This is a genomic window from Agromyces capsici, from assembly GCF_058349965.1.
Window position 1 is genome coordinate 908659 of record NZ_JBYRET010000001.1, and the last position, 15959, is coordinate 924617.

Genomic DNA, 15959 nt, shown 5'->3' on the forward strand with positions numbered 1-15959 from the left:
GTCCGTCCCGGCGGGTCAGCCGCCCTGGTGCTCGACGACCGCCGCGGCTCGCCCGTCGCCGCTCGCGCCGGGCTGGGCGGGCGTCGTGCACGCGACCAGTGCGAACACCGCGCCGACGCAGAGAGCGAATCCGGCGATGTACGGGATCAGGGACCTCGAGGAATCGTGCACCCGCCCACGCTCGCCGCCGCGCCCCATCGCGGTCAACCCCTTGCGGCCCGCGTTCACGAACCGTTCACATGCGGACCCGGCCGGCGGGTCTGGGAGAATCGTCCGGTGACCCACGAGTTCCAGTCCCTCCACGACGCTGCCATCCGCGGCTTCGCCTCCGACAACTACTCCGGCGTGCACCCCGAGGTGCTCGCCGCGATCGCGGCCGCGAACGGCGGCCACCAGGTCGCGTACGGCGACGACGTGTACACCGAGCACCTGCACGAGGTGTTCGCACGGCACTTCGGCGACCCGGTCGAGGTGTACCCGGTCTTCAACGGCACGGGCGCGAACGTCACGGCGCTGCAGTCGATGCTGCCCCGGTGGGGCGCAGTCATCGCGGCATCCACCGCGCACATCAACGTCGACGAGGGCGGGGCGCCCGAGCGAGTGGGCGGCATCAAGCTGCTCACGGTGCCGACCGACGACGGCAAGCTCACGCCCGAGCTCGTCGACCGGGAGGCGTGGGGCTGGGGCGACGAGCACCGCGCGCAGCCGCTCGTCGTGTCGGTCACGCAGACGACGGAACTCGGCACCGCCTACTCCGTCGACGAGATCCGGGCGCTGGCCGACCACGCGCACGAGCGCGGCATGCGCCTGCACATGGACGGCGCGCGCATCTCGAACGCCGCGGCCTCCCTCGGCGTGCCCCTGCGCGCGTTCACGCGCGACGCCGGCGTCGACGTGCTCAGCTTCGGCGGCACCAAGAACGGCGCGCTGCTCGGCGAGGCCATCGTGGTGCTCGAGCCCGAGGCATCCACCGGGCTGAAGTACCTGCGCAAGCTGAACATGCAGCTGTCGTCGAAGATGCGGTTCGTGTCGGCCCAGCTCATCGCGCTGCTCGACGGCGACCTGTACCTGCGCAACGCCTCGCACTCGAACGCCATGGCCCGGCGCCTCCGCGACGCGCTCGACGCCGGCATCGCCGCGGGCGAGCTGCCCGGCCTGTCGTTCACGCAGGCCACGCAGTCGAACGGCGTCTTCGCGGTGCTGCCGGCCGGGGTGGCCGACCGCCTGCGCGACCGCGGCTTCAAGTTCTACGACTGGGATGCCGCTCGCAACGAGGTGCGCTGGATGTGCTCGTTCGACACGAGCGAGCACGACATCGACGCGTTCGTCGACGGCATCCGGGACGAGCTGGCCCGCGCGAACGGCTGATTCCGAGCGGATGACGCGTCGCGTCATGCGTCGTTCCGTGACGCCCGTTCGGAATATCCAGAGAATCCATGCGTTGGAATAGATTGGGCCGACGGCGTCCCGGAACCAGCACCATCCCCGGAAAGGCACGCCCATGACCCTGATCGACCTCGCCTCGCGCCACGCCGACACCGACGCACCGCTCATCACCCCGCTCGTCGAGCGCTGGAGCCCCCGCGCCTACGACCCGGCGGCCGAGCTCTCCGACGACGCCGTGCGCACGCTGCTCGAGGCCGCCCGCTGGGCGCCGTCGGCGAACAACGTGCAGCCCTGGCGCTTCATCGTCGCCCGCCGCGGCACGGCGTCGTTCACGACCATCCACGACGCGCTCATGGGCTTCAACCAGGCGTGGGCCGACTCGGCCGCCGCACTCGTCGTGAACATCGCCGAGGTCGCCGACGAGGCCGGAACCCCCCGCCCGTGGGCGAAGTACGACCTCGGCCAGGCCGTCGCCCACATGTCGGTGCAGGCCCAGCACGACGGGCTGCACACCCACCAGATGGGCGGCTTCGACGCGGCCCGCCTCGCTGAGGCGTTCGGCCTGCGCGAGGGCCTCGAGGTCGTCTCGATCACCGCGGTCGGCAAGGTCGGCGACGCCTCGGCGCTGCCCGAGCCGCTCCGCGAGCGCGAGGTCGCCCCGCGCAGCCGCAAGCCGCTCGACGAGCTGGTGATCACGGCCGCCTGAGCACCGGAGCTGCGAAGGGGCGGATGCCGCGTGCGCGACATCCGCCCCTCCAGTGCCTCTCAGCGGGACGACGAGACCCCGCCGATCAGCCGCCCACGGCCGCGAGCGCGTTCACGATGCCGGCGCCGTAGAAGCCGTTGGACTCCTCGGTGCCCTCGCACGTGTGCGTCGCGGTCACGACCTGGCCGGTCGGCAGCGTGCGCGTGTAGGTGAAGGCCGCCGGGTCGGGGCAGGCCTTCGCCGTCGCGGACTCGAGCAGCGCGCTCTCGACGTCGGCCGGGCTCATGCCCAGGCCGCCGCCGCGCTGGCGCTCGCCGTACTGGCTCACGATGAGCGCCGCGACGCCCGCCGCGTGCGGCGAGGCCATCGAGGTGCCCTGAAGGTACTGGTAGTACGCGCACTCCGTGCCCTTGTCGTCGCAGCTCTTGACCGCCCACGGCACGACCACGTCGCCGTTCTCGTCGATCGCGCCCTCGGCCTCGGCGAGCGCCGCCGGGTAGGCCGCGAGGATGCCGGCCGCGTAGTCGCGGGTGCCGGCGGCCGTGTCGTACACGTCGCCGCCCGGCGCCGCGACATCCACGAAGTCGTCACCGTAGTTCGAGTAGTACGACTTGCGCTCCGACGGACCGGTGCTCGAGACCGAGATGACGCCCTCGCCCTCGGTCGGCATCGAGACGCACGACTCGGGGTCGAGCAGGTCGCGCACGTACGCGACCTCGCCGGGGACGCCCGCGAAGTCGGGGCTCGACGCGTCGGAGATCACCTTGGTGTAGTCGCTCGCGCCGTTGCCGGCCGCGGCGACGAGCGTCACGCCGCTGTCGCGCGCGAAGTCGAGCGCGCGCTGCATGGCGGTGATGATCGTCTGCTGCTCGGCCCGGTCCTCGGCGCTGTCGGCCGGGTGGTCGATGCAGTTGAACAGCCACGGATCGACGTAGTAGCTCATGTTGACGACGTCGATGCCGTTCTCGCCCGCGTAGGTGAGCGCGTCGACGGAGGCCTGCAGGAAGAAGTAGCCCGAGTCCTGGCCGGCGCGGAGGTTCACGAGCGAGACCTCGGGCGCGACGCCCGCGATGCCGATGCCGTTGATCGGCGAGCCGATGGTCGAGGCGACGTGCGTGCCGTGGCCGTTCTCGTCGACGTCGGCGGCGTCCTCGCAGGAGCCGTCGACCTCGTCTTCACAGGCGCCGTCGACGGGGTCGCCGTTCGCGTCGACCGGGATGTCGACCGTGAAGTTCCGGCTCAGCTTGCCGTCGAAGTTCGGGGCGATGTCGGGGTGGCTCCCGTCGACGCCGGTGTCGATGATGCCGACCTTCACCTTCTTGTCGCCCCGCTCGACGGCGTACGAGCCGTCGACGGTCGCGTCGATCTGCTGCATGTCCCACTGCAGATCGGCGAGCGGCTCGGCGCCCTTCACCGGCTTGCCCGGGTCGGCGGGCTTGCCGAGCGCCGCGGCCTCGTCGGCGCCCAGGCGGGTCTCGCGCTCGACGGCCTCATCGGCGGCCTTGCGCTTCGCCTCGGCCTTCGCGGCGGCATCGTCGGGCACGCCGCCGATGACGCGGTTCTGCGCGGTGCCCTCGATGACGCCCTGCGCAGCGGCCGATGCGGCGAACGCCGCGTCGCTCGTGACGACGGTGGCGACGCCGACCTCGGCGTTCTCGCTGACGATCGTGCCGCCCGCGGCCTCGACGGCCGCGCGCGCGTCGGCCGCGGTCGTGCCCTCCTCGAACAGCACGACGTACTGCTGCTCACCGTCGGCGGGGGCGGCGGTGGCGGCGCCCGCCGACGCGGCCGCGAGGCCCGTGACGGCGAGGGCGAGCACGGATGTCGCGGCGATGGATCGCATCACTCTCATAGACATGGATTCCCTTCTTCGGGCGGCACCCGTTCGGGGGGTGCGCACACTCGCGCAATGCTGGCACACCCCACCGATGAAGGGAAGGGTCGCCTCCGGTTCGTGCTCATCCGGGCTATCGAACCGCGGCGGTCGGCACGGCGCGGAGGTCGCGACATCCGCTCGTCGCCGGAGCCGGCGCTACGGCCGCAGGAGCACCTTCGTCGCGCGCCGCTCGTCCATCGCGGCGTACGCCTGGGCCGCCTGCGAGAGCGGCAGCTCGAGGTCGAACACGAGCCCGGGGCGGATGGCGCCGGAGCGCACGTCGGGCAGCAGCTCCTCGATGTACCCGCGCACCGGCGCGACGCCGCCGTTCACGCCGACGTTGCGGTTGAACATCAGGCGCACGGGCAGCTCGGGGCCGCCGTTCGGCACGCCGACGAACCCGACCATGCCGCCGGGCCGCGCCGACCGGAGCGCCTGGTCCATGGATTCTTTGGTGCCGACGCACTCGAGCACGCGGTCGGCGCCGATGCCGCCGGTGAGCTCCTGCACGCGCGCGACGCCCTCATCGCCGCGCTCCTCGACGACGTGCGTCGCGCCGAACTCGCGCGCGAGCGCCTGACGGTCGGCGTGCCGCGACATCGCGATGATCGTGGTCGCGCCGAGCCGCTTCGCAGCGATGATCGCGCAGAGTCCGACCGCGCCGTCCCCCACGACCGCGACCGAGTCGCCGGGGCCGACGCCCGCCGAGACCGCCGCATGGTGGCCCGTGCCCATCACGTCGGAGAGCGTGAGCAGCCCCGGGATCTCGTCGTCGGCGACCGGGCCGGGCACGACCGCGAGCGTGCCGTCGGCCAGCGGCACGCGCACGCGCTCGCCCTGCCCGCCGTCGGCGAACCCGCCCGAGCGATCCTCGCCGCCCCACCAGCTGCCCTGCACGCACGACGTGCTGACCCCGTTGCGGCAGTTCACGCACGTGCCGTCGCACACGTAGAACGGGGCGATCACGAAGTCACCGGGCTTCACCGCCGTCACGTCGGAGCCCACGGACTCGACGACGCCGACGAACTCGTGCCCGATGCGGTGCGGCTCGTTCGTCGGCGTGATGCCGCGGTACGGCCAGAGGTCGGAACCGCAGACGCAGGCGGCGACCACGCGCACGATCGCGTCAGCGCCGGTGGTCGAGAGCTCGGGGTCGGGCACCTCCTCGACGCGGATGTCACGGGCGGCGTGGATGACGGTGGCGAGCATGGGTTCGAGCCTACGCGCGGCCGGGCGGCCGGTCGATTCGCGGCGAGGTCGACGGAGCCCGTCGACGCGCGAACGGGGGGTTCCCGCGTCGGGATGTCGGGAGTACCGTCCGAGCCACCGCAATCACGAGCATTCCTCAGGTGACTCGGGGTGCTGCCGCGGCATCCGCCTCAGTGAGATGGGCGGATGCCGCGGAGCCCTCGCCCAGCGCTCACACGTGCGGCACGAATGCCTGCCACGCGAGCCGCTTCTTGCGTCGCGGATCGGCGACGACCCGGTCGACGCGATCGAAGACGAGCGTGCGCCGACGGGTCTCGTCGTAACGCGGCCAGCCGGGGCCGGGCGTTCCGGATGCCGCGAAGCCGGCCCAGTGCGCCTGCATCCTTCGCCCGACCGCGCGGAACATCCGCCGCCCGCCGAGCACCGTGAGGCCCATGCCGACCCGCGTGTCGAACTTCTCGAACAGTGCGAAGAGCTCGAGCCCGTGGGTCGCGTCGAGACCGAGGAGCCGCGCCATCCGCGGGGCCGCATCGAACCGGTAGCACCAGGTCGGCGCCCACCGGGAGTGCCGCTCGGCGACCTTCACGGTGGGGAACCAGAACGTGAAGTCGCCCGCGAAGTCGGCCGAGGCGCGGCGCTCGGGCAGCCCCGGGTACCGCGCCTTGATCGCCTTGCGCGCCTTCTTCGGGGTGTTCGCGAAGATCGCCCGGATGCGCGGCTTCGTGGTCGGCAGGATGTCGATGCGGCCCTCGAACAGCGACCCCTCCCGGTCGTTCGTGCCGACGATGAGCGGCACGCGGTGTGCGAGCCCGTCGCGGCACGCGTCGAGCGGGCGATGCGGCAGGAACTCGCCGTCGATCACGGGCGCGAGGGCGATCGTGCCGGGATGCTCGTCGGGCGTCCGGATCGTGAGCGCGGCGGTCGCCTCGGCGAGCCGCAGGGGGTCGGCCGCGCGGAGCATCGCCGCGGCATCCTCGGTCGACTCGCTGTCGAGGTCGTCGTCGTCGACCAGCCGGGCGAGGATGCGCACGAACTCGCCCGCCCAGCGCTGCGCGACCTCGGGCGCGTACACCGCGTTCGCCGGCGAGCTCTGCGCGATCGCGCGCGCGAAGAGACCCTCGGCGGATGGCACGGCCAGCAGGGTCGTGACCGAGTTGCCGCCCGATGACTCGCCGAAGAGCGTCACGCGGTCGGCGTCGCCGCCGAACGAGCGGATGTTGCGGCGCAGCCACTCGAGCGCGGCGACCTGGTCGCGCAGCCCGAGGTTCACCTCGATCGGATGGGGCGGCTGCGAGTACGCGCGGAGGTCGAGCCATCCGAGTGCCCCCAGCCGGTAGTCGAGGCTCACGTAGACGATGCCGTGCTGGCGCGCGAGCCGCTCGCCCTGGCGCGGGTACTCGTGCGACGAGCCCACGCTGTACGCGCCGCCGTGGATGAACACCATCACCGGGCGGCCCGGGCCGCCGGTCTGGGCGGGCTCGGGTGCGGTGACGTTCACGGTCAGGCAGTCCTCGCTGCGCGGCAGGTGGTCGGCGGCCCCGAGGAACTGGGCCCGGCGCAGCTGCGGCGCCACCGGCCCGAACTCCGACGCGTCGCGCACGCCGTCCCAGCCGGCCGCCGGCGCGGGCGCCCGGAAGCGCCGCTCGCCGGTCGGCGCCGCCGCGTACGGGATTCCGCGCCACTGCAGGGTCCCGCGGCGGCGGCGACCCCGCACCGCGCCCGCGTCGGTCTCGACGATCAGCGGGTCCCCCATGCGCCGCAGGCTACGGACCGCGGGTGAACGGGAGGCGACATCCGGTCGCCTTCGCCACCGCCCGCGCCCGCGCCCCCGCCCCCGCCCGCGCCCGCGCCCGCGCCCGCGCCCGCGCGAGTGTTGCCGTTCGCGCCGAGTGTTCCCGCTCCAGCGGCAACATCCGGCGCGAACGGAAACACTCGACGCGGAAACGCTCGGCGTCGAGCGGGACGCCCGCCGCCTACTCCTCGACGATCTCGGCGTCGATCACGTCGTGGTCGCCGCCGACCGGCGCCTCGCCGGGCGCCTCGGCGCGCGTCACCTCGAGGTGCTCGCCGCTCGGATCGAGCCCGACCACGACCGTGTCGCCGTCGCGGATCTCGCCCGCGAGCAGCGCCCGCGCGAGCCGGTCGGCCACCTCGGTCTGGATGAGCCGGCGCAGCGGACGCGCGCCGAAGAGCGGGTCGTAGCCGCGCTCGGAGAGCCAGGTGCGCGCGTCGGGCGTGACGCCGAGCTCGAGGCGGCGCTCGTGCAGCCGGGCCGTGAGCCGATCGACCTGGAGGTTCACGATCTCGCCGAGCTCCTCCTCGGAGAGCGTCGCGAACACCACGAGGTCGTCGAGCCGGTTCACGAACTCGGGCTTGAACGCCTGGCGCACGCCGGCCATCACGGCCTGCTCCTTCTCCTCCCACGAGAGCGTGGGGTCGATGAGGTACTGCGAGCCGAGGTTGGACGTGAGGATGAGGATCACGTTCCGGAAGTCGACCGTGCGGCCCTGGCCATCCGTCAGCCGGCCGTCGTCGAGCACCTGCAGGAGCACGTCGAACACCTCGGGGTGCGCCTTCTCGACCTCGTCGAGCAGGATCACCGAGTAGGGGCGGCGGCGCACGGCCTCGGTCAGCTGGCCGCCCTGCTCGTAGCCGATGTAGCCGGGAGGGGCGCCGACCAGGCGCGAGACCGTGTGCTTCTCGCCGTACTCCGACATGTCGATGCGTACCATGGCGTGCGGGTCGTCGAAGAGCACCTCGGCGAGCGCCTTCGCCAGCTCGGTCTTGCCGACGCCGGTCGGGCCGAGGAACAGGAACGATCCGGTCGGCCGGTCGGGGTCGGACACGCCGGCGCGGGCGCGGCGCACCGCGTCGGCGACCGCGGCGACGGCCCGCTTCTGGCCGATGACGCGTCGCCCGAGCTCCTGCTCGAGGTGCAGCAGCTTCTCGGTCTCGCCCTGCATGAGCCGGCCGACGGGGATGCCGGTCCACTGCGCGATGACCGCGGCGATGTCCTCCTCGGTCACCTGCTCGTTCACCATCCGCGGCTCGTCGGGCGCCTCCTCGGCGCGCTCGGCCTCCTCCAGGTCGCGCTGCAGCTGCGCGATGGTCTCGTACTCCAGCCGCGACGCGGTCGCGTAGTCGGCCTCGCGCATCGCGCGGTCGCGCTGGGTCACGGCCTCGTCGAGCCGCTTCTTCAGCTCGCCGACGCGGTTGAGCGACATCCGCTCGCGCGACCAGCGCTCCTCGAGCTGGACGAGCTCGCGCTCCTTGTCGACGAGGATCTCGCGCAGGCGCTCGAGGCGCTCCTTCGAGGCGTCGTCCTTCTCCTTCTTCAATGCGAGCTCCTCGAGCTTGAGCCGGTCGACCTCGCGCTTGAGCTGGTCGATCTCGACGGGGCTCGAGTCGATCTCCATCTTCAGGCGGCTCATGGCCTCGTCGACGAGGTCGATGGCCTTGTCGGGCAGCTGGCGGGCCGTGATGTAGCGATTCGAGAGGGATGCCGCGGCCACGAGCGCGGCGTCGGTGATCGTGACGCCGTGGTGGGCCTCGTACCGGCCCTTGAGTCCGCGGAGGATCGCGACCGTGTCCTCGACGGACGGCTCGCCGACGAACACCTGCTGGAAGCGGCGCTCGAGCGCGGCATCCTTCTCGATGTACTCGCGGTACTCGTCGAGCGTGGTCGCGCCGATGAGCCGCAGCTCGCCGCGCGCGAGCATGGGTTTCAGCATGTTGGATGCCGCGACGGAGCCCTCGCCGCCGCCCGCGCCCATGAGCAGGTGCAGCTCGTCGACGAACGTGATGATGCGGCCCTCGGCCTCGTTGATCTCCTTGAGCACGGCCTTGAGCCGCTCCTCGAACTGGCCGCGGTACATGGCGCCGGCGACGAGCGCGGAGATGTCGAGTGCGACGAGCTGCTTGTCCTTCAGCGACGCGGCGACGTCGCCCGCGACGATGCGCTGCGCGAGCCCCTCGACGACGGCCGTCTTGCCGACGCCCGGCTCGCCGATGAGCACGGGGTTGTTCTTCGTGCGGCGGGTCAGCACCTGGCTGACGCGCCGGATCTCGGCGTCGCGGCCGATCACCGGGTCGAGCTTGCCCTGCCGCGCGATCTCGGTGAGGTTGACGCCGTACTGTTCGAGCGCCGACTTCTGCTCCTCCTGCGTCGACGGCGCGCCCTGCATGTTGGCCACGGGACTCCCTTCTTCAAACTTGAGCCTACTACGCTCAACTTCTGCGAAGGGGTTCGTATTCCGGATGCCGCGCACTCGCGTCGTCGCGGACGCACGGGCCGGTCCGCTCCCCCGTCCTTCACGGTAACCGGATGGCGCGGGGCCCACCACCACCAACCCGAGTCCCGGTTTTCTGCGGGTGCACCCGCACCAACCCGGGATTCGCGGAGGGCAGCGCGGCCCGGGGTGGGGTGAGGTGGCGGGAATCTGCGGGACGGGTCGGGCGTTGGCGTCGAGCAAGGACCTGAACGAGGAGGAACGGATGCCGCTGCAGGGCGAGTACGCACCCAGCACGTCGAAGTGGGCACGCGACCAGGCCGAGGCCTACGAGGCGACAGGAGGGCGAGAGGCGAACACGCTGCGCGGCAAGCCCGTGATCGTGCTCACGACCGTCGGCGCGAAGAGCGGGAAGCTCCGCAAGACCGCGCTCATGCGCGTCGAGCACGACGGCGAGTACGCGGTCGTCGCCTCGCAGGGCGGGCACCACGAGCACCCCGCCTGGTACTTCAACCTCGTGAAGCAGCCGCACGTCGAGCTCCAGGACGGCGATGTCACCCGCGACTACGTCGCACGCGAGGTCACGGGCGACGAGAAGGACCTCTGGTGGGCGCGCGCGACCGAGGTGTGGCCCGCGTACGACGACTACCAGGCGAAGACCGACCGGCAGATCCCGATCTTCGTGCTCACGCCGTTCGACCCGACGGTGGCCTGAGCACGTCGACTGTTCCCGTACGTCGCGAGCTGCACCGTTGGACGGGGCACGCTCGGACCGAACGGGAACACTCGGCGGGCGGGAACGGCGGCGAGGACCGCGCCGCGAGCCCTCACAGCCACTGCATCGTGAACGAGCGCGCGAGCAGGCCGCGCAGGCCCGGCAGCGCCAGCACGCGCACGGCCGCGTTCCGCGTGCGCAGCCGCACGCCCGACGCCGGCGCGCCCATCCGCATGTTGAACGCCGCCTGGCGGGTCGCGCGCAGCGCGGCCGCCCGCCGCGACCGGTCGTAGGCCGCGAACACGTCGATCGGCGCGCCCGCGGCGATCGCGGCGGCGAGCTCCCGATCGAGGTGCACGGCGTCGCTCCATCCGAGGTTCATGCCCTGCCCGCCGATGGGGCTGATCTCGTGCGCGGCGTCGCCGACGAGCGCGACGCGACCCGCGGCCATGGGGCGCGCGAGGTGCTGCGCGGCCTCGAACGCGGTCGGCGGGCCGGCGGCATCCGTCGCGAAGCTCGCCCCGGTGCGCGACGCGACGATGGTCGCCACGGCTCGGGCGTCGAGGTCGGCCGGCGTGCGCCGCACCCACGCGACGAAGCGGCGCTGCCCGCCGGGCATCGGGAAGGACTCGACCACCCCGGCGGGCTCGAAGTGGAGCAGGGCGCTCTCGCGCGCCCCGGTGTCGTCGCGCGTGTCGCACATCACGTAGCTCGCTCGGCCGCGGCGGGGCAGCCAGTCGGCGCCCATGAGCGAGCGGATGCCGCTGCGCACCCCGTCGGCGCCGACCGCGTAGCGCGCGGCCACCGCGACCGGCGAGCCGGCCTCGGTTCCGTCGAGGACGACGTGGGTGCCGCGGTCGCGCAGGCGCGCGACCTCGACCCCACGACGCACGCGCACCGACGGCGCGGCCGCGATCCGCTCCTCGAGGAGCGCCTCGACCTCGCGCTGCGGCAGCGAGCGCACGATGCCCGACTTCGCGAACCGCATCGCACCGAGCGTGCGGCCGTCGCAGGTCACCCGGCCGTCGTGGATCTCGGCCGCGCGGCGGCGCACCTCGTCGCCGACGCCGGCGGCGTCGAGCGCGCGGAGCCCCGGCGGGTGGATGCCGATCGCACGAGACGGCGCAGCAGTCGTCGCGGGCTGACCGGTCGCGCCCTCCGAGCCGGCAGCGTCGGCTGCGGCGGCCCCGGCGCGCCGCTCGAGCACGACGACGTCGAGCCCGCGTCGCGCGAGCAGGCACGCGAGCAGCAGCCCGACCGAGCCCGCACCCACGACGGCGACGTCGTGGATCGGGCCGTCCGCGTCATCCATCGTCGATCTCATTGCCCCAGACGAGCTCGAGCCGCGACGGGAACCCGCGCTTGACGCGCCATCCGTCGGGGATCGCGGCCGCGAGCTCTGGTGCCGTGTGGCTGCGCCGGATCGAGGTGAGCCCGTCGGGCCGGATGAACGAGCCGGCGAGCACGTTCCACGCGAACGGCAGCGTCGCGGCCCAGAACCCGAGGTACGCGCCGGGGCCGCGCTCGATGTCGCCGTGCACGCCGATGCCGCCGGGTGCGACGAGCCGTTCGGTGTCAGCCAGCAGCGACCCGAGCTCCTCGGGCGTGAGGTGATGCAGCACGTGGTTGGACCACACGACGTCGAACGTCTCGCCCTCGGCGACGAGGTCGGCGGTGGTTGCGACGCGTGCGTGGAACCGGGGGCCCTCATGACGCGACGCGACCCGCACCGCGCGCTCGTCGGGATCGATCGCGAGCACCTCGAGTCGGAAGCCGTCGCGCTCCGCGAGGCCGAGGATGCGGTGCGGCAGGTCGCCGCCGCCCGCGCCGATGTCGAGCAGTCGCGCGGCGTGCGTCGGCCCGAGGCGGGGCCGGACCCACTCCTCGTAGACCGCCGCGGGGCGCGACACGATGCGGTTGACGAGGTCGAACCGGCGGAAGGTCCGCTCGAGCGCGGCGGGATCGGCGCCGGGGTCGTCCATGCGCTCGCGCGCGTCGGCGTCGCGGCGGTCGATCGTGGCCAGTGCGTGGAGAAGGCCGGGTTCGCCCGCGGCGGGTCGCGCCATCCGTCAGCCCTTCACCGTCATGAGCGCCGACTCGACGGTGAGCCCGGGGCCGAACGCCATGGCGGCGACCCGGTCGCCGTCGACCGAGCCGGCCTGATCGAGGATGTGCTGCATGACGAAGAGCACGGTCGCGCTCGACATGTTGCCGAAGTCGCGCAGCGTCGATCGCGCGGGCACCAGCTGGGCCTCGCTGAGCTGTAGCCGCGACTCGACCTTGTCGAGGATGCTGCGCCCGCCCGGATGGATCGCCCAGTGCGCGACGCGCTCGCCCGCGGAATCGGTCGCGAGCGCCTCGGCCAGTTCGTCGTCGGGGGCGAACAGCGGCTCGAGCGCGCCGGTGATGTGGTCGTCGATGATCGCGGGGATGGCGTTGGAGAGCACCATCTCGAAGCCGTGGTCGCCGATCTTCCACGCCATGTCGCCCTCGCCGACCGGAGTGATGCGGGTCTCGAAGCGGTCGAGCGCGAGGGCCCGCTCCCCAGCTTCGAGCGGGCGCGCGGTCACGATGCCCGCGCCCGCGCCGTCGGCGAACAGCGACGACGCGACGATCGTGTCGGGGTCGTTCGACGAGCGCAGGTGCAGCGTGCACAGTTCGACGCTGACGACGAGCACGACGGCGTCGGGGTCGGCCTCGCAGAACTGCGCGGCCGTGCGCAGCGCCGGCATCGACGCGTAGCAGCCCATGAAGCCCAGGTGGTAGCGCTGCACCGCCGGCCCGAGGCCGAGGTCGCGCACGAGCATGTAGTCGGGGCCCGGCGCATAGAAGCCGGTGCACGACACGGTCACCACGTGCGTGATGTCGGATGCCTCGACGCCGGGCGTCGCCTCGATCGCGAGCCGCCCGGCCTCGAGGTAGAGCTTGGTCGCCTCGACCGCGTAGATCTCGTTGCGGGCCTTGGTGCCCGGCAGCATGAGCTCGCCCCTCGACCGGTCGAAGAAGATCGGGTCGTCGCCGCGGTCGTCGAAGGTGAGCTCCTCGAGCACGGTGTAGCGCCGCTCGATGCCCGACACGTCGAACGACGTGCCGATGATGCGCTGCGCCAGGCGGTTGAGGCCCGGCTGCGCGCGGAACACGTCGCGCACGGCCGGCTGCGGCAGGATCGTGGGCGGCACGGCGGTCGACAGGCCGCGGAGGTGCACTCCCGCGCTCATGCCGTCGGCCTCGGATCGGTGCGTCGGTGCTGCGGCATGGGTGCCCCCTCTCCCGCTTGCAGACTAACCACGCCGGTGCGGGCCGGTCTAGGGTGCTCCGCCGGGAGTCTGCTGGGGGATCTTCGCGTCGCCCGACAGCCATCGCAGGAATCTCGCCCCGGGGTCGCGATCGAGCAGCACGTCGCGGAACAGCAGCGTGAGCGGGATCGACAGGATGGCGCCCAGCGGGCCGATCACGAACGTCCAGAACACGACCGAGAAGAAGCTCAGGGTGAGCGAGAGGTCGACGGTGTCGCTGATGAACTTGGGCTGGACGAGCACCTGCAGCACGACGTTGACGACGCTGTAGACCGCGATGACCGCGAGCATCAGGGGCGGGCCGCCCACGACGAAGGCGAGCACCGCGGGCGGCACGAGGCCGAGCACGAAGCCGATGTTCGGGATGAAGTTCGTGACGAAGGCGAGGATGGCCCACACCGCCGGAGCGGGCACGCCGAGCGCCCAGAGCGCGAGCCCGTCGATGACGGCGACGACCAGGCCGAACGACGCATTCACGACGTAGTAGCGGCGCACCGAGGAGTTGTAGGCGCGGACCCGCCCGAGGGCTGGGCGGACGGCGTCGCCGAACGCCTGCTCGGCGCGACCGTAGCGTGCCGCGTCCGCCGCCATGAAGATCACGTAGGCGAGCACGAAGAACGCCGCCGTCAGGAAGCCGAGGAGCCAGCCGCTCAGGCCCTGCGCGACGTCGAGCAGCACCGCGGGGTCGAGGGCGGAGGCCGTGGCGTCGGAGGCCTGCGCGTCGAGCCCGACGGAACCCAGCCACGTCGCCAGCGATCCGGCCGCGGCGTCGAGTTCGTCGAGCACGTCGGCCACGAGGAGGCCGAATTCGTACCCGGCGAAGACGAGCAGCGCCGCGAGCGTACCGAGGATCAGGTAGGCGACGGCGACGACGACGGTGGTCGCCGCCCATCGCGGCCAGCCACGCCGCTGCAGCGGGTGCCGGATCGGGTGCACGATGATCACGAGCACCGCGGCGAGCGCGAGCGGCGCGACGATCTCGCGGGCGAACCACAGCGCGGCGAGTGCGAGCAGCACCGCGATGACGATCACGGCGCCGCGCAGGCTCGGCGCGGGCGTCGTCTCCGTGCGTTCACCGCTCATGGCGCCACGATAGTGAACGCCGGAGCGACGACCGACGGGACCCGCTCGTCGGCGCGGATCCCGTCGGTCGTGGCATCAGCCGAGCAGCTTGGCCTTCGCCGCGGCGAACTCGGCGTCGCTGAGGATGCCCTGATCCTTCAGCGCGGCGAGCTTCTGGAGTTCGGCGACGACGTCGACCCCGCCGGCCGGCGCCGCGGGCGCAGGCGGGGGCGGCGGGGCCGCGGCGGCCTGTGCGGCCGCCGCCTGCTGGGCCTGGTACTGCTCCGCCTCCCACTGCTGCTGGGCTGCGGCCTGCTCCTGGGCCTGCTGGTCCGCGTACCTCCCCTGCTGGCGGTGGGCGACCCTCCCGCTCACCGCGGTCGCGGTTCCGGCGACCACCGCCGTCCGCGCCGCCATGCCGATCAGTCCCGGCCGGCCTCCTCGTCCAAGTGGCATGTCTTCCTCTCCTATTCCGCCGCCGCCGCGGCGGCGAACACCTCGTTGACCACCGTTGCGGGAATGCGCTCGACCTGCAGCACCTCGCCGCCCGACGCCGCGAACGCCGAGGCGAGCTTCTTCGCCCAGAGCAGCTCGATCGCCATGATCGCGCCCGCCATGCCCGGCGGGATCGCGTCGGAGAGGTCGTCGATGTCCTCGTCGCCGATCACCCCTGAGGCCTCGAGCTCGACGACCGTGAACCCGTAGTCGTCGCGGAACTCCTCGAACTCGCGCACCGTGACCTCGCCGTTCTCCCCGCGCGCGACGATCAGCAGGTCGAGCAGGCGGATCTCGTCGCCCACCATCAGGTCGCCGAGCGCCGCCAGCGTCGCATCGTCGGGCCGGTCGCCCTCGAAGCTCACGACGTAGATGTCGACCGGTCCGTACTCCAATTCGGCCATCGGTTCCCCTGCCTTCCCGGATGTCGCGGCGCTCGCCGCCCTGACGATTCAAGTCGACGCCTCGGCGCGCCGAAGTGCCGAAAGTCCCAGCCCGGCCGAAGGGCCTCGCTAGTGTGACGCTCAGGGGGCGGGTTCGTCGTCCCCGTCACCGATTGAAAGGCACACCCCCGTGGACTTCTGGGACAACTTCTGGAACTTCGTGTGGATCTTCTTCTGGAGCTTCGCATTCATCGCCTACCTCTTCGCCCTGTTCGCGATCATCGGCGACCTCTTCCGCGACCACCAGCTGAACGGATGGCTCAAGGCGATCTGGATCATCTTCCTGGTCTTCCTGCCCTTCCTCACCGCGCTGGTCTACCTCATCGCGCGCGGTGACGGCATGGCCCGCCGTTCCGCCAAGCAGGCCGCGGAGATGCAGCAGCAGACCGACCAGTACATCCGCCAGACGGCCGGAGCGCACAGCCCGTCCGACGAGATCGCCAAGGCCAAGGCGCTCCTCGACTCGGGCACGATCAACGCCCAGGAGTACGAGGCGCTGAAGGCGAAGGCCCTCTCCCACTCCTGATCCGTCCATCCGAACG

15 protein-coding genes are annotated in these 15959 nt (G+C 72.4%); 4 read left to right on the forward strand and 11 right to left on the reverse strand.

Features of this window, described 5'->3' with window-relative positions; all coding sequences use genetic code 11:
* Nucleotides 1–15: 15 nt before the first annotated feature.
* Nucleotides 16–171: a hypothetical protein gene (locus AC3RKB_RS04480; RefSeq protein WP_491434777.1), complete on the reverse strand. Its 156-nt coding sequence runs from the start codon at nt 169–171 to the stop codon at nt 16–18.
* 105 nt (nt 172–276) lie between these two features.
* Between AC3RKB_RS04480 and AC3RKB_RS04485 the strand changes: the two genes are divergently transcribed.
* Nucleotides 277–1368: a threonine aldolase family protein gene (locus AC3RKB_RS04485; RefSeq protein ID WP_491434778.1), complete on the forward strand. Its 1092-nt coding sequence runs from the start codon at nt 277–279 to the stop codon at nt 1366–1368.
* A gap of 133 nt (nt 1369–1501) precedes the next feature.
* The gene (locus tag AC3RKB_RS04490; protein WP_491434779.1) at nt 1502–2092 is read left to right on the forward strand and encodes a nitroreductase family protein; all 591 of its coding nucleotides are present in this window, start codon (nt 1502–1504) and stop codon (nt 2090–2092) included.
* A gap of 85 nt (nt 2093–2177) precedes the next feature.
* On the opposite strand, the gene AC3RKB_RS04495 is transcribed toward AC3RKB_RS04490, so the two are convergent.
* The 4 genes from AC3RKB_RS04495 to AC3RKB_RS04510 form a co-directional block, all read right to left on the reverse strand.
* Nucleotides 2178–3935, reverse strand: a complete 1758-nt coding sequence (locus tag AC3RKB_RS04495) for a S8 family peptidase (RefSeq protein ID WP_491434780.1) — start codon at nt 3933–3935, stop codon at nt 2178–2180.
* A gap of 189 nt (nt 3936–4124) precedes the next feature.
* Entirely contained in the window at nt 4125–5177 is a 1053-nt protein-coding gene (locus tag AC3RKB_RS04500) for a zinc-dependent alcohol dehydrogenase family protein (RefSeq protein ID WP_491434781.1), read from the reverse strand.
* A gap of 211 nt (nt 5178–5388) precedes the next feature.
* Nucleotides 5389–6930, reverse strand: coding sequence for a carboxylesterase/lipase family protein (locus AC3RKB_RS04505; RefSeq protein WP_491434782.1), 1542 nt, complete (start codon nt 6928–6930; stop codon nt 5389–5391).
* 220 nt (nt 6931–7150) lie between these two features.
* A complete protein-coding gene (locus AC3RKB_RS04510) occupies nt 7151–9361 on the reverse strand; it encodes an ATP-dependent Clp protease ATP-binding subunit (RefSeq protein ID WP_491436750.1) in 2211 nt (736 codons plus the stop codon).
* Between the two features lie 310 nt (nt 9362–9671).
* Here AC3RKB_RS04510 and AC3RKB_RS04515 point away from each other — a divergent pair, with 310 nt between their 5' ends.
* The gene (locus AC3RKB_RS04515; RefSeq protein ID WP_491434783.1) at nt 9672–10121 is read left to right on the forward strand and encodes a nitroreductase family deazaflavin-dependent oxidoreductase; all 450 of its coding nucleotides are present in this window, start codon (nt 9672–9674) and stop codon (nt 10119–10121) included.
* Nucleotides 10122–10233: 112 nt separating this feature from the next.
* Here AC3RKB_RS04515 and AC3RKB_RS04520 read toward each other — a convergent pair whose 3' ends face one another.
* The 6 genes from AC3RKB_RS04520 to AC3RKB_RS04545 all read right to left on the reverse strand — a co-directional run bounded on the left by AC3RKB_RS04520 (nt 10234) and on the right by AC3RKB_RS04545 (nt 15378).
* Nucleotides 10234–11433, reverse strand: a complete 1200-nt coding sequence (locus AC3RKB_RS04520) for an FAD-dependent oxidoreductase (protein ID WP_491434784.1) — start codon at nt 11431–11433, stop codon at nt 10234–10236.
* Nucleotides 11426–12187, reverse strand: a complete 762-nt coding sequence (locus tag AC3RKB_RS04525) for a methyltransferase domain-containing protein (protein ID WP_491434785.1) — start codon at nt 12185–12187, stop codon at nt 11426–11428. The genes AC3RKB_RS04520 and AC3RKB_RS04525 overlap by 8 nt, the downstream gene beginning before the upstream one ends.
* 3 nt (nt 12188–12190) lie before the next feature.
* On the reverse strand, nt 12191–13339 hold the full coding sequence (locus tag AC3RKB_RS04530) for a type III polyketide synthase (protein ID WP_491434786.1): 1149 nt from the start codon (nt 13337–13339) through the stop codon (nt 12191–12193).
* 87 nt (nt 13340–13426) lie between these two features.
* Complete coding sequence (locus AC3RKB_RS04535) at nt 13427–14500, reverse strand: AI-2E family transporter (RefSeq protein WP_491434787.1); 1074 nt, start codon at nt 14498–14500, stop codon at nt 13427–13429.
* 75 nt (nt 14501–14575) lie between these two features.
* Nucleotides 14576–14935, reverse strand: a complete 360-nt coding sequence (locus AC3RKB_RS04540) for an SHOCT domain-containing protein (RefSeq protein WP_491434788.1) — start codon at nt 14933–14935, stop codon at nt 14576–14578.
* Nucleotides 14936–14946: 11 nt separating this feature from the next.
* The gene (locus tag AC3RKB_RS04545; protein ID WP_491434789.1) at nt 14947–15378 is read right to left on the reverse strand and encodes a DUF6325 family protein; all 432 of its coding nucleotides are present in this window, start codon (nt 15376–15378) and stop codon (nt 14947–14949) included.
* Between the two features lie 169 nt (nt 15379–15547).
* On the opposite strand from AC3RKB_RS04545, the gene AC3RKB_RS04550 reads away from it, so the two are divergent.
* Nucleotides 15548–15943, forward strand: coding sequence for an SHOCT domain-containing protein (locus AC3RKB_RS04550; protein WP_491434790.1), 396 nt, complete (start codon nt 15548–15550; stop codon nt 15941–15943).
* Nucleotides 15944–15959: the final 16 nt, after the last annotated feature.